Origin of the sequence: Streptomyces xylophagus, assembly GCF_000716435.1 — a bacterium.
Classification (GTDB): Bacteria; Actinomycetota; Actinomycetes; order Streptomycetales; family Streptomycetaceae; genus Streptomyces; species Streptomyces xylophagus.
The window spans coordinates 45,248-57,802 of the sequence record NZ_JNWO01000013.1; the positions used below are offsets into that span (position 1 = coordinate 45,248).

At 70.2% G+C, this 12,555-nt stretch carries 11 protein-coding genes; 5 read left to right on the forward strand and 6 right to left on the reverse strand.

All coding sequences use genetic code 11. The features are described 5' to 3' along the window. Window position 1 precedes the first annotated feature (1 nt). The 3 genes from OO70_RS27565 to OO70_RS27575 all read right to left on the reverse strand — a co-directional run bounded on the left by OO70_RS27565 (window position 2) and on the right by OO70_RS27575 (window position 2,477). On the reverse strand, window positions 2–946 hold the full coding sequence (locus OO70_RS27565) for a DUF389 domain-containing protein (protein WP_043676867.1): 945 nt from the start codon (window positions 944–946) through the stop codon (window positions 2–4). 16 nt (window positions 947–962) lie between these two features. After that, on the reverse strand, window positions 963–1,931 hold the full coding sequence (coaA, locus tag OO70_RS27570) for a type I pantothenate kinase (RefSeq protein WP_199827416.1): 969 nt from the start codon (window positions 1,929–1,931) through the stop codon (window positions 963–965). 66 nt (window positions 1,932–1,997) lie between these two features. Beyond that, a complete protein-coding gene (locus tag OO70_RS27575; RefSeq protein ID WP_043676873.1) occupies window positions 1,998–2,477 on the reverse strand; it encodes an SMI1/KNR4 family protein in 480 nt (159 codons plus the stop codon). Between the two features lie 332 nt (window positions 2,478–2,809). Here OO70_RS27575 and glmS point away from each other — a divergent pair, with 332 nt between their 5' ends. After that, window positions 2,810–4,657, forward strand: coding sequence for a glutamine--fructose-6-phosphate transaminase (isomerizing) (gene glmS, locus OO70_RS27580; protein WP_078651574.1), 1,848 nt, complete (start codon window positions 2,810–2,812; stop codon window positions 4,655–4,657). A 113-nt stretch (window positions 4,658–4,770) separates the two neighbouring features. Here the strand turns inward: glmS and OO70_RS27585 are convergent, their stop codons facing one another. Then, complete coding sequence (locus OO70_RS27585) at window positions 4,771–5,469, reverse strand: MBL fold metallo-hydrolase (RefSeq protein ID WP_158711522.1); 699 nt, start codon at window positions 5,467–5,469, stop codon at window positions 4,771–4,773. Between the two features lie 126 nt (window positions 5,470–5,595). Here OO70_RS27585 and OO70_RS27590 point away from each other — a divergent pair, with 126 nt between their 5' ends. Next, on the forward strand, window positions 5,596–6,279 hold the full coding sequence (locus tag OO70_RS27590; protein ID WP_043676880.1) for a TetR/AcrR family transcriptional regulator: 684 nt from the start codon (window positions 5,596–5,598) through the stop codon (window positions 6,277–6,279). 184 nt (window positions 6,280–6,463) lie between these two features. Here the strand turns inward: OO70_RS27590 and OO70_RS27595 are convergent, their stop codons facing one another. Together OO70_RS27595 and OO70_RS27600 are read right to left on the reverse strand one after the other, a co-directional pair. Continuing rightward, window positions 6,464–8,218 (reverse strand): insulinase family protein, encoded by a 1,755-nt coding sequence (locus tag OO70_RS27595; RefSeq protein ID WP_106971773.1) that lies wholly within the window; start codon window positions 8,216–8,218, stop codon window positions 6,464–6,466. 12 nt (window positions 8,219–8,230) lie between these two features. After that, on the reverse strand, window positions 8,231–9,244 hold the full coding sequence (locus OO70_RS27600) for a hypothetical protein (RefSeq protein WP_051741664.1): 1,014 nt from the start codon (window positions 9,242–9,244) through the stop codon (window positions 8,231–8,233). 174 nt (window positions 9,245–9,418) lie between these two features. Here OO70_RS27600 and OO70_RS27605 point away from each other — a divergent pair, with 174 nt between their 5' ends. The 3 genes from OO70_RS27605 (at window position 9,419) to OO70_RS27615 (ending at window position 12,534) form a co-directional block, all read left to right on the forward strand. Further along, window positions 9,419–9,790: a holo-ACP synthase gene (locus OO70_RS27605; protein ID WP_043676883.1), complete on the forward strand. Its 372-nt coding sequence runs from the start codon at window positions 9,419–9,421 to the stop codon at window positions 9,788–9,790. Between the two features lie 203 nt (window positions 9,791–9,993). After that, a complete protein-coding gene (locus OO70_RS27610; protein ID WP_199827417.1) occupies window positions 9,994–11,430 on the forward strand; it encodes an NAD(P)H-hydrate dehydratase in 1,437 nt (478 codons plus the stop codon). A gap of 210 nt (window positions 11,431–11,640) precedes the next feature. After that, window positions 11,641–12,534, forward strand: a complete 894-nt coding sequence (locus OO70_RS27615) for a L,D-transpeptidase family protein (protein ID WP_043676886.1) — start codon at window positions 11,641–11,643, stop codon at window positions 12,532–12,534. The last annotated feature ends 21 nt before the right edge of the window (window positions 12,535–12,555 follow it).

A 12,555-nucleotide genomic window follows, 5' to 3' on the forward strand; every position in this document is an offset into this window, starting at 1 on the left:
GCTAGGTGAGTTGAGCGGTGGTGCGCTCGCGCTGCCAGGCCCAGAAGGTTTTCTGTGCCAGCAGCGTGAGCGTGCCCGCCACGACGATCCCGCCGAGGTTGGCGAGCAGCTGCCAAGTGGAGCCCCACGTCTGGGAGTAGTCCCGGTAACTGAAGGCCACGGCGGCGTTCGCGGCGGCCGGGACGGTCGTCACCGAGATCGCGACGCCGATCAGGGCACCGGACTTGGCGGACGTCAGGGACAGGGTGCCCGCGATGCCCGCCAGGAAGGCCACGACGAAGGACATCCAGTCGGGCTTCCAGATGAAGGCGGTGTTGGGGCGTGGGGCCTCCACCATGGACCTCTCGAAGAGTCCGAGGGCGTCCAGCAGCCAACTGAAGCCCACCGTAAGGACCATGGCCGCCGCGAACCCGGCGAGCAGCGCCCACAGCGACCGCCACACCAGCTGCGGAGCCTTCCGCACCAACGCCGTGGAGATCCCCGCGAGCGGCCCGAACTCCGGTCCTACGGCCATCGCGCCCACGATCAGGATCGCGTTGTCCAGCATCACACCGCAGGCCGCGAGCATCGTGGCGACCGTCAGGAACGCGACGTAGGTGACGGTGAGCGTCGACTCCTCGTGCGTCGCGTCCGCGAGGTGCTCCCACAGCACGGCGTCGGCGCCCTCGCCGGGCGCGTCGTCCTGAGCCTGTTCGGCCCGCTCCGACAGCGACAGACCGATGTTGTCGACGGCGATGGAACCGATCCGGTCGAGCTCCAACTCCCGTAGCGCGCCGATGAGTTCGTCACCGGCCTCGCGGGCGACATCGCACATGACGACGTCGCCGGTCGGGTTGCGGGCGGCGCCGGTCAGGACGACGAGGTGCGTGGTGCCGACGGTCGTCTCGATCAGCCGGACCACCTCGTCGGTCCGGTCGGCGGGGGTGATCAGGCGCAGGTGCAGCATGCGGGCAGGGTAGCCGTCACAGTTTGCGCAGGCTGAGCCGCTGCACCTTGTGGTCGGTTCCCTTGCGGACGACGAGGGTGGCGCGGCCCCGGGTGGGGGCGATGTTCTCCACCAGGTTCGGCTTGTTGATGGTCCGCCAGAGGGTGCGGGCGTACTCGACGGCCTTGTCCTCGGAGACCTGGGTGTACTTGCGGAAGTACGAGTCGGGGTTCTGGAACGCGGTGGCGCGCAGCTTGCGGAACCGGTTCAGATACCAGCGCTCGATGTCCTCGGCGCTCGCGTCGACGTACACACTGAAGTCGAAGTAGTCGGCGAGACCGACCCGCGTACGGCCGTCCTTGCCGGGGAGGGCGGGCTGCAGCACGTTCAGCCCCTCCACGATCAGGATGTCGGGCCGCCGGACCGTGAGCCGCTGATCAGGGATGATGTCGTAGATGAGATGCGAATAGACAGGCGCGGTGACCTCGTCCTTGCCCGCCTTGATGTCGGCGACGAAACGGGTCAGCGCCCGCCGGTCGTACGACTCCGGGAACCCCTTCCGCGACATCAGCCCGCGCGCCTCCAACTCCCGTGTGGGCAGCAGGAACCCGTCAGTGGTCACGAGCTCGACGCGCGGATGCTCGGGCCAACGGGAGAGCAGCGCCTGCAGCAGCCGGGCGACGGTCGACTTTCCTACGGCCACCGACCCCGCGACGCCTATGACGAACGGGGTGCCGGACTGGGAGCCCTGTTCGCCCAGGAAGGTGTTCAGGGCGCTTCTGAGGCCGTCCGTGGCGCCGACGTAGAGGTTGAGAAGTCTGGACAGCGGGAGGTAGATGTCACGCACCTCGTCGAGGTCGATGACATCACCGAGGCCACGCAGCTTCTCGACCTCCGCGGCGGTGAGCGGCAGCGGCGTCTTGTCGCGCAGCGCGCTCCACTCGGCTCGGGTGAGGTCGACGTAGGGAGTCGCCTCCGGCTTGTGCCGGTGGGCGCTCCGGGGCATCGGGGAGACCGGAGAGATCACAGTCCATTGTTAACGGAGTTTGAACGGGGTGGTGGGTGGGGTGCGTCACGTGGGCGGATCCAGGTTCCGCCGGCACTCGGCGAGTGCGAACTCTCCGTAGCTGTCGGCGATCTTTTCGACGAGCCCGCCGTCGAGAACTCCCGGGTTCCACGTGAGGACGGGGTACTCGCCGTCCTGGTCGGGACGGGAGGTGTCGAGGACGGCGAACGTCCACACGTCGTCGAGCAGGACCACCATCAGCTCCGGCGGCAGTCCGATGGCCCGGGCGGCGACGGTCTGGGCCGCGGAGCCCCACAGCCTGTCCCCACCGAGCTTGGTCCGGTACACGCCGAGGAACTCGGCGGGCGGGACCTCCCAGGAGCCGAACTCCTCGATCAGGAGGCGGTACGACGGCGGGAACACGAGGCCCATCTCGCGCTCGGCACGGGCGATGAGCTCGGGGGCGCAGCCGTCCAGGTGCCGTGCGTTGTCCTGGTCGGCCCGGACCAGGGCGATGACCTGGCGGCTCGCTTCGAGAGGCGTCATCGGCCCGTCACCAGGACCATGGATCCGGAACTGACTCGCCAGGCCGCCGTCCGGCGCTCCTCGACGATCTCCGGTGCGGCTTCCGGGGGCGGGGCGAATCCGGGGTGGGTCATGGACTCTCCATGGGCGGGCCGATTGTGCCGGGGCGGCGGGCGACGGGTGCTGCCCGGTTGTCGGCGGATTGGTCAGGATCCGATCAAGCCCGCGCCACTCTAGGCAGGCGCCGAGCGGCTTGCGCAAGGGCGTCGATCGTTTTCGATCATGGCCGGAATTTCCGAAATCGGGCACGAAGTGCCGTGTTCGGGCGGGCCTCGGCGCCTAGGCTGCGGCGCATGTGCGGAATCGTGGGATACGTGGGGTCGCAGTCGGCGCTTGATGTGGTGATGGCCGGACTGAAGCGGCTGGAGTACCGGGGTTACGACTCGTCGGGCGTCGCCGTGCTCGCGGACGGCGGGCTGGCGGCGGCCAAGAAGGCCGGGAAACTCGTCAATCTGGAGAAGGAACTGGTCGACCGGCCGCTGCCGGCGGGCTCGACGGGCATCGGGCACACCCGTTGGGCCACACACGGCGGCCCGACGGACGCCAACGCCCACCCGCACCTCGACAACGCGGGGCGTGTGGCCGTCGTCCACAACGGCATCATCGAGAACTTCGCCTGCCTGCGGGCCGAGTTGGCGGAGCGCGGGCACGATCTCGCCTCCGACACGGACACCGAGGTGGTCGCGCATCTGCTGGCCGAGGAGTTCTCGGGGTGCGCGGACCTCGCGGAGGCGATGCGGCAGGTGTGCCGGCGGCTGGAGGGCGCGTTCACGCTGGTCGCCGTGCACGCGGACGAACCGGACGTGGTCGTCGGCGCCCGCCGCAACTCGCCGCTCGTCGTCGGTGTCGGCGAGGGCGAGGCCTTCCTCGCCTCCGACGTGGCCGCGTTCATCGCCCACACCCGGTCGGCGATCGAACTGGGCCAGGACCAGGTGGTCGAGCTGCGCCGCGACGGCGTGACGGTCACCGGTTTCGACGGCGCCCCGGCCGAGGTCCGCTCGTACCACGTCGACTGGGACGCCTCCGCCGCGGAGAAGGGCGGCTACGACTACTTCATGCTCAAGGAGATCGCCGAGCAGCCGAAGGCGGTCGCCGACACGCTGCTGGGGCGCATCGACGTGGCGGGCCTGTTGACCCTGGACGAGGTCCGCATCCCCGTCCATGAGCTGCGGGAGATCGACAAGGTCGTCATCGTCGCGTGCGGTACGGCCTTCCACGCGGGCCTGATCGCCAAGTACGCCATCGAGCACTGGACCCGGATTCCGTGCGAGGTGGAACTGGCGAGCGAGTTCCGGTACCGGGACCCGATCCTGGGCGCGAGGTCCCTGGTCATCGCGATCTCCCAGTCCGGCGAGACGATGGACACACTGATGGCGCTACGGCACGCGAGGGAGCAGGGCTCAAAAGTCCTGGCGATCTGCAACACCAACGGGTCGACGATTCCCCGTGAGTCGGACGCGGTGCTGTACACGCATGCCGGGCCGGAGGTCGCCGTAGCGTCGACGAAGGCGTTTCTGACACAGCTGGTGGCGTGTTATCTGGTCGCGCTGTATCTCGGTCAGGTGCGGGGCACCAAGTGGGGCGACGAGATCCAGGCCGTCATCCGGGACCTGTCGCAGATCTCCGGCGAGGTCGAGCGGGTGCTGGAAACCATGGAGCCGGTACGGGAGTTGGCGCGGTCGGTGGCCGCCAAGAACACCGTGCTCTTCCTGGGACGGCACGTCGGCTACCCGGTCGCTCTCGAAGGCGCCCTGAAACTCAAGGAGTTGGCGTACATGCACGCCGAGGGCTTCGCGGCGGGGGAGTTGAAGCACGGGCCGATCGCCTTGATCGAGGAGGGCATGCCCGTGGTGGTGGTCGTGCCGTCACCTCGTGGGCGTTCCGTACTCCACGACAAGATCGTGTCCAACATCCAGGAGATCCGCGCGCGGGGTGCGATGACCATCGTGATCGCGGAGGAGGGGGACGAGACGGTCGTCCCGTACGCGGACCATCTGATCCGGATCCCGGCGACACCGACGTTGCTCCAACCGCTGGTGGCGACCGTGCCGTTGCAGGTGTTCGCCTGTGAGCTGGCCACGGCTCGGGGCAACGAGGTGGACCAGCCGCGGAACCTGGCGAAGTCGGTGACGGTGGAGTAGCGACGGCGGAGCAGTTCGGCGCACCGTCGAGGAACGCTGCGAAGGCTCCGGTCGGGAGGGCGAGGACTGCCCTGGCCGGGGCCTTCGCGTCGTGGACCGCAGCGTCACCTGCCTCATCCTGATGCTGCGGGCCGGCTGGGCGCCGGAGCGACCTTGTCGAGGCGTCGTCGGGTCTCGTCCGCGTCGAGGGGCCCGCCATGGCCGGGGAGCAGGCGCTGCGGACGGCGGTCGAGTTCGGTCGTGAGTGCCCTGCGCACTCCGGCGGCGTCCTCGGTGAAGAAATGGCGCTTCGGGCTCTTGGGGCGCAGCACGCCACCGCGGACCAGGTCGCCGACGAGTGTGTCGTCGCCGACGCGGACGACGAGCGAGCCCGGGGTGTGGCCGCCGAACCGCTCGGCGTGCGCGTCGACGCCGTAGGGACTCAGGTCGAACCTGTCCTCCACCAGGATGCCGGCTTCGACCGGCTGAGCCTTCGCGCGCAGGACCATGGGCCTCAACAGAGCACCGGCCGGATGGCTGATCGGGAGTACGTCGATGCGTCCGGTACGCAGGAGTTGTTCGTCACCCAGGCCGACCGCTATCGGAACGCCGGCATCCGCGAACGACGCCGCCGTGCCGCTGTGGTCGTTGTGGCCGTGGGTCAGGAGGACCAGGGCGATGTCGCGAGGCTGAAGGCCCTGCGCGGACAGCGCGTCGCGCAGACGGTCGCCGTCCTCCGGTCCGCCCGTGTCCACGAGGACCGCCTGCTCGCCCCGCAGGAGGTAGGCGTTGCTGTTTGCCATGGAAAGAGGGGTGACGGTCGTGGCGCTCATGCGGTCCACCGCCTGTGGACGGTGAGTATTCGAACGAAAACGTCCATGTCATCTTCCTTCACGCTACCCACGTAACCTTACGGCCGTAAGTAGAGCATGAGAACTTACGGCCGTAAAGTCATCGTCATGGCTCCAGCACCAGCACGGAGACGCAATCCCCGAGGTCAGGGAGCGCAACTCCGCGACGAGATCGTGACCGCGGCCCGCGAGCTGCTGGTCGAGACCGGAACGGACAGCGCGGTGACCCTGCGGGCGATCGCCCGCAAGGTCGGCATCGCGCCACCGTCGATCTACGCGCACTTCGACACACCCGACCAGATCGTGGAGGCCGTGGTCACCGAGACCCGCTCCCTGCTGGTGCGTCATCTCGAGACCGCCCGGGCGGGAGCGGAAGGCGCGCGTGAACGGCTTCTGGCCGACTGCCACGCCTATCTCGTCTTCGGTGCCGAGCAGCCCGAGCTCTACGCCCTGCTGTTCTCCCGGCCGCGGCCCAAGGGCACCAGCACCACAGAGGAACGCGTCGACCAGGCGGTACGCCGGCTCGCGCCCATTGTCGGCGAGACCGTCGCGAGTCAGCTCGCTCCCGCCGAAGCGTTCTCGATACTTCTGCGTGATGTCGCCGACGCGATGCACGACGGCACGTCCCGGGCACAGGATGCTCTCGTCACGGCGACCGCTCTGTGGGCGGCCCTGCACGGCCTCATCCTGCTCCGCGCTCGCATTCCCCGATTCCCGTGGCCGCCCCCCGGTCCGCTGGAGGAGGAGATCATCAGCCGGCTCGCGTTCCCGTACGGTCCCGCACCCGGATGACCGCTCGGCCGGCGCGACGCGCAGGTCGTGCGTGCCTCAAGGGCAGTTCAGTTGGTTGTCTCGGGTGTCCGTGCCGCCGCGTACGGCGCCGTCTCGCAACCTCCGCGGCACCGTCCTCGTCGCCCTCGAAGCGGGCACCCGGACCGACGAGAACCGGATCAGCCGGATCAGGCCGGGCCGGTCGTCACCGTCGCCGCATGCGATGCACCAGGTACAGCCTCCGGAGGAGCATGACCGGTGGGACCTCGATGAGGGCGACGGCGAGAGCGCCGCCCAAGTCTCCGTCGGGCCCGATGATCTGGCGGACGATCGTGAATCCGCCGAGCAGGACCCATGCGGCCGCCACCACGGCGAGCAGCCGGCCGCCGACGGTACGGAGCCACGTCGGGACCCACGTCGCCGGGCCGGAGTCCTTGGACCGTTGGGACTGCGCTGCCCCCTCCCGCGGCCGCGGGACGTGCTCCGGAGCACGGGCCGGCAGCCGTACCACCGCCGCCTCCGGTACCGCCGCGTCGATCCGCGCGATCCGGTCCGGTGTCACGTCGAGGTACAACGTCGGTTCCACGGTGACCGCGAAGCCGTCGGGGCCCGTGAGTCCGCGCGCTCCGTCGGGGCGGGTGGTCATCGCCACGCAGGTGTCGTAGAGGACGGTCACCACGCCGCGCGGGGTCGTGACGCTCACGCCCTCGTCGCCGATGACGAGCGTGACGTCCTCGCTCTCCAGGGACCGGTGGCTGCTTCCCGTGACCCCCGTGGTCCCGGAGTACTGCGGGGCCAGGGTCAGGCCCGCCCAGTCGACGCCCCGGTGGCCCGGGACCTGGAGCAGGGTGGACGCCCATGCCTCGCGGGCCACCTCGTGCAGGTCCGCGACCGTGACCGCGGCCAACTCGGCCCGGTGCTCGGCGGGGGAGAGGATGCGGTGGCCGAGGAGGAGGTCCAGGGCGTACCCGGGGAGGGAGGCGGCGGCGAAGTCCGGGACGTCGTACATCTTGAGCTTCTTGCCGCGGACGGAGTCCAGTTCGGACTGTGCGATGGTGCCGTTGCGCAGCCGGGCGAGGGTGTCGACGAAGCCGCCGACCACCGCGTCCTGCTTCTGCGGCAGCGCGTCGGCGTACGCGGTGAGCGTGGCGAAGTCCGCGTCGCGCGGGGTGTAGTCGGCCTCCGCCGCGTAGGAGTAACCGCCCTCCTGGCGCAGGTCCTGGAAGAGCGCCCGGCCCAGCACGTCCGCGAAGACCGCCGCCGCCGTGGAACGCCGTACGACCGAGGTCAGGACCACGTGCCCGTCCTCGCCGCAGATGTACGCGGGGGTCGTCCGGAGGGCGCTGGTGGCCGCCGGGGCCGGGCGGCGGGTGCCCGTCGGCAGGGTGAGGTCCAGGCCCTCCGGGACGGACTCGCTCGTGATCCACAGGACCGCGTTCTCACGGGTGAAACGGGTCCGCGCCCAGTCGCCGACCTGGTCCGGCGTCACGCTCCAGGTGCCCAACTCGTCGTAGCTGGACAGTCCGTAGCCCTGAGCGCCGTAACGCCACAGCGGTAGTGGGGAGTTGGAGCCGCTCCTGCCGCCCGCGGCCTCCGTGCGCAGGATCTCCCGCTCGGTGTCCAGCCGGGCCAGCGGCAGTTCGCGCAGGGCCGCGCAGACACTGTTGAGATGCGCTACGACCTCGTCCTCGTCGCCGGTCGCGTGGAAGAGGGTGTACGTGTTCGCCGTCGCGCCGTTGTGGTGCAGGTCGGCCAACTGCAGCCGGTGCAGGGCCAGATGCTCGACGAGATGGGTGAGTCCGGCCGTCGCCAGGGTCTCGTCGGCGCGGCCCACCCGGAAGAAGAGACCGGCCGTGACCTGGCCGCCCCGGCGCGGGGCGTAGAGAGTGGGGATGCCCTGGGTGGTCGTGCAGCCGATCAGGCCGGAGAGGGCCTCCGGCGCGAACTCGGTGGTCGTCATCGTCGGCTCCCCCTAGAGCGTCGCGAGCGCGGACTTGCGGTACTTCACGAACGCGGCCTTCCAGCCGGGCAAGTACTGCCACTGGTACTCGGTCACCCGGTCTTCGAGAGAGACGAAGTGCGCGGCCGCGTCCGCGAAGTGGCCGCCGATCGAGAAAGCCAGGGCGAACGCGCTGTCCGCCGTGATCCAGCTCCAGCCGGGGGCGTAGTCCGGGTGCAGCACGGACTCCCGTGCGGCGGCCCGCAGTTCGTCACGGACGGAGACACTCCGCATATACGTGCGCTGCTCCACGCCGTCCAGATCCGCCCAGTGCTCGATGTGCGCCTCGGCGACCACCACCCCGGCGTGCGCGCCGGCGGGGGCCGCGGCCACACACTCCTGCGCGAAGGCGTGCGCGGCCTCCCAGGAACCACTCCACTTGGGGCACATCTGCTGGAGCAGCTGGGACTGCGCGCGGAAGTGGTGGGGGTGGTGGGCGGAGAGGCGGTCGTAGCGGCGGCGGGCCTCGGTCTGTCCGAGTTGCAGGCCGCGGGCGGTGAGCAGACGGGCGGTCCAGGCGGCGGGGTTGTCGGGCTGCTCGGCGCACACGTCGATCAGCAGCCGCTCGGCCCGCCGCAGCCAGTCGTGGAACTGCTCGAACTGGTCGCGCGAGACGTGCTCCGCGCGGTAGCGGCTGCGGATGGCCCAGCCGATGCGGATGTAGCGCTCGGCGAGCAGGGTGCGGGGGAGGGGGTCGGCGGGGTGTTCGGCCGCCGCCCGCTCCAGGTAGGTCTCCACGCCGTCCAGGCCTGCGAGTTGGGCCGAGGCGAAGGACACCTTCTCCGCGGAGTTCTCGACCGGGTTCTCGACCGGGTTCTCGGTTGAGGCGAGGGCCGTGAAGAAGGCCTGCGTCGCCGGCCAGTCGCCGGCTCGGGCAGCGTCCCGCAGCGGCGTGAGGTCCGGCAGCGTGGTGAACGGGTCGTCGACCGGTTCCGACAGCGCTACGGGTCTCTCGTCGTCGTCGGTCGTCGTGCCGGTGGTGGTCATGCTCCGCCCCCTGGCGAATCCAGAGCCCACGGTGCGCCTACTGGCCCCCCAGGGCGCGCGAACGTGAGTGGTGTCATGCGTGAGTGGTGTCGTGCGTGTGATGCGAGTTGCCGCAGGCTAGCAGCCGTCTGTGACAGGCGGGACGGGGGTGGACGCGGTCGTAGGGTGCTCGGCATGAGCATCATCGGGGTTGGTATCGATGTGGCCGAGATCGACCGGTTCGCGGCGTCGCTGGCGCGTACGCCGGGGATGGCTCGGCGGCTGTTCCTGGACAGTGAGTTGCTGTTGCCGAGTGGGGAGCGGCGGGGGGCGGCGTCTCTTGCGGCGCGGTTCGCGGCGAAGGAGGCGGTGGCGAAGGCGCTCGGTGCGCCGGCCGGGCTGCACTGGACGGACGCGGAGGTGTACGTCGAGGACAGTGGGCGGCCTCGGTTGCGGGTCACCGGGACGGTTGCGGCGCGCGCGGCTGAGCTGGGGGTGCGGTCCTGGCATGTTTCGTTGAGCCATGACGCGGGGGTGGCTTCTGCGGTGGTGATCGCGGAGGGGTGAGGGTGGGCGGGGACTGTACGGCCTCGGCTGCGCCTTCGGCCTTTTTGTTTCCCACCCGCACCGCCCGTGCGGATTTCGTTGTCGGGTGCGGGTGGCCCCTGTGGGGCGATATCGCCGTTGGCGGCCGCGGGTTTGCGGTCCGAGGGGCTTGGGTTTGAGTGCCCGGGTGCAGGTTGCGGGGCTTACGGGGCAGACTCGAACGTATGCGTACTGCGTACAGCGTCGAGACGGTAAGGGCAGCCGAGCGGGAACTGATGGCGCGACTTCCGGAAGGCGCGCTCATGCAGCGTGCCGCCGCCGGACTGGCCGTCGCCTGCGCCCAGTTGGTGGGGCGGGTCTACGGCAGCCGGGTCGTGCTGCTGGTGGGGAGCGGGGACAACGGGGGCGATGCCCTGTACGCCGGCGCTCGGCTCGCCCGGCGGGGCGCTGCCGTCACCGCTGTGCTCCTCGCGCCCGAGCGCACCCACTCCGGCGGGCTCGCCGCGCTGCTTCGCGCCGGTGGTCGTACCGTCGCGCCGAGTGACGCCGAGGAGTTGATTCTCGGTGCCGATCTCGTCCTCGACGGGATCGTCGGGATCGGGGGGAAGGGCGGGTTGCGGCCCGATGCCGCGAGGCTTGCGGGCTTTGCGGCGGGCTCCCGTGGTGTTGTCGTCGCCGTTGATCTGCCCAGTGGGGTCGAGGCGGACAGCGGTGAGGTGCGGGGAGCTGCCGTGCGCGCCGATCTCACCGTCACCTTCGGGGCTCATAAGCCCGGGTTGCTGATCGATCCTGCTCGGGAGTACGCCGGGTCCGTGCGGCTCGTCGACATCGGGCTGGGGGCCGAGCTGCCTGACGAGCCTGAGCTGGAGGCACTGCAACATGCGGACGTGGCGCGGTTGTTGCCCGTGCCGGGGGCCGAGAGCGACAAGTACCGGCGTGGGGTCGTGGGGATCGCCGCCGGGTCCGGGCGGTATCCGGGGGCGGCTGTGCTTGCCGTCGCGGGGGCGTTGCGGGGTGGGGCGGGGGCCGTGCGGTATGTCGGGCCGGCCTCGGACGCGGTGATCGCCCGTTTTCCTGAGGTGCTGGTGTCGGAGGGCGGGCCGCTCAAGGCGGGGCGCGTGCAGGCGTGGGTCGTCGGGCCGGGGGCGGGTGACGATGCCTCGACCGTGGCGGATGTGGTGACCGCTGATGTGCCTGTGCTCATCGACGCGGACGGGTTGCGGTTGGTCGATCCGGGTGCCGTGCGGGGGCGTGTCGCGCCGACGCTCATGACTCCGCATGCGGGGGAGGCCGCCGCGTTGCTCGGGGTGGCTCGGGAGGTCGTCGAGGGGGCTCGGCTGGATTCCGTGCGGGAGTTGGCGGGGCGGTATGGGGCGACTGTGCTGCTGAAGGGGTCGACCACGCTTGTCGCCGACTCGGGGGGTGGGGCGGTGCGGGTGAATGCGACGGGGACCGGGTGGCTGGCTACGGCGGGGAGCGGGGACGTGTTGTCGGGGCTCTCGGGGTCGTTGTTGGCGGCGGGGTTGTCGGCGTTCGATGCGGGGAGTGTGGGGGCGTATCTGCATGGGCTGGCGGGGAGGTTGGCTGCGGAGGGGGCGCCTGTGGGGGCGCATGATGTGGCGGAGGGGATTCGGATTGCCTGGCGGGATGTGCGGGGCTGATTTTTCTCGCCCCCGCCGCCCCTACCCGTCCCATCCCCAGGGGCTCCGCCCCTTCCGCCCCGCCTGGGGGCTGCGCCCCCAGACCCCCATCGGCCCTGAAGGGGCCTCGTCCTCAAACGCCGGACGGGCTGATACCAAACGCTCGTCAATAAGGGTGATCCCTCCGCGCGGCAGCCGTTTCCCGTCGCACCGTCGCGTTTCTCTGATCGCATGATCAGTACACGAATCGCGCACAGAAGCATCGCGGTGCTGCTCACCGCGGTGATCGCCCTCCCCGTCGGGGCCGGGACCGCCGCTGCCGACGGGCCGGTGCCGCCGGCGGCCGGGCCCGGTGAGACCGAACTGGTGCCGGGTGTGCCGCCGGGGCCGTATCAGCCGTGGCAGATCGACACGCCCGATCAGGCGCTCGCGCCGAAGGTCTATACGCCCACCGCTGAAGAGGACAGGGTCGAGCCTCGGGACGCTGCCGTGGGGACGTACGCGCTCGTCGAGTACGTGCCGATCGGGGACGCCGTCGCGAAGGTGACGTGCAGCAAGCAGACCGGGCCGTATCAGCGGGGCGTGGAGCGGTGGCTGAAGCTGAAGGTGGACGGCAAGCAGTCGGGTGCCGACTGCAAGGCCATCCGGGCCTTTCAGAAGAAGCAGGGGATCAAGCCGGCGATCGGGTTCGCGGGGCCTGTGACCTGGGCGCGGATGCAACTGATCGCCGCGAGGAAGAATCCGAACGCCGCGCGGAAGTGCCCGGTCCGTTCGTACCGCGTCGCCTGTGTCGATCTCGACCGGCAGCTGACCTGGGTGCAGAAGGGCAAGAAGGTCGTCTTCGGGCCGGTGCCGATGCGCAGTGGGCGCACCGGGCATGTGACCCGGGGGGGCTGGCACAAGATCTATTGGAAGCACAAGAATCATTGGTCGACGCTCTACAACAGCCCTATGCCGTATGCCCAGTTCTTCGACGGCGGCATCGCCTTCCACGCCGTCTACGGCAGCATCTACACCACCGTCGGCTCTTGGGGCTGCGTCAACCTCCGGCTGGCCGACGCCCGCAAGCTGTGGAACGTCCTCAAGAAGGGCGACCGTGTCTACGTGTGGGGGCACCGGCCCTGAAACCAGGCGGGCCTGCGGGCT

Coding starts and splice junctions, on each gene's coding strand:
- OO70_RS27610 (WP_199827417.1), top strand. CDS start 9,994: ATGCGTACTGCGTACAGCGTCGAGACGGTAAGGGCAGCCGAGCGGGAA.
- OO70_RS27605 (WP_043676883.1), top strand. CDS start 9,419: ATGAGCATCATCGGGGTTGGTATCGATGTGGCCGAGATCGACCGGTTC.
- OO70_RS27595 (WP_106971773.1), bottom strand. CDS start 8,218: ATGACGACCACCGAGTTCGCGCCGGAGGCCCTCTCCGGCCTGATCGGC.
- glmS (WP_078651574.1), top strand. CDS start 2,810: ATGTGCGGAATCGTGGGATACGTGGGGTCGCAGTCGGCGCTTGATGTG.
- OO70_RS27615 (WP_043676886.1), top strand. CDS start 11,641: ATGATCAGTACACGAATCGCGCACAGAAGCATCGCGGTGCTGCTCACC.
- OO70_RS27590 (WP_043676880.1), top strand. CDS start 5,596: ATGGCTCCAGCACCAGCACGGAGACGCAATCCCCGAGGTCAGGGAGCG.
- OO70_RS27575 (WP_043676873.1), bottom strand. CDS start 2,477: ATGACGCCTCTCGAAGCGAGCCGCCAGGTCATCGCCCTGGTCCGGGCC.
- OO70_RS27565 (WP_043676867.1), bottom strand. CDS start 946: ATGCTGCACCTGCGCCTGATCACCCCCGCCGACCGGACCGACGAGGTG.
- OO70_RS27600 (WP_051741664.1), bottom strand. CDS start 9,244: ATGACCACCACCGGCACGACGACCGACGACGACGAGAGACCCGTAGCG.
- coaA (WP_199827416.1), bottom strand. CDS start 1,931: ATGCCCCGGAGCGCCCACCGGCACAAGCCGGAGGCGACTCCCTACGTC.
- OO70_RS27585 (WP_158711522.1), bottom strand. CDS start 5,469: ATGAGCGCCACGACCGTCACCCCTCTTTCCATGGCAAACAGCAACGCC.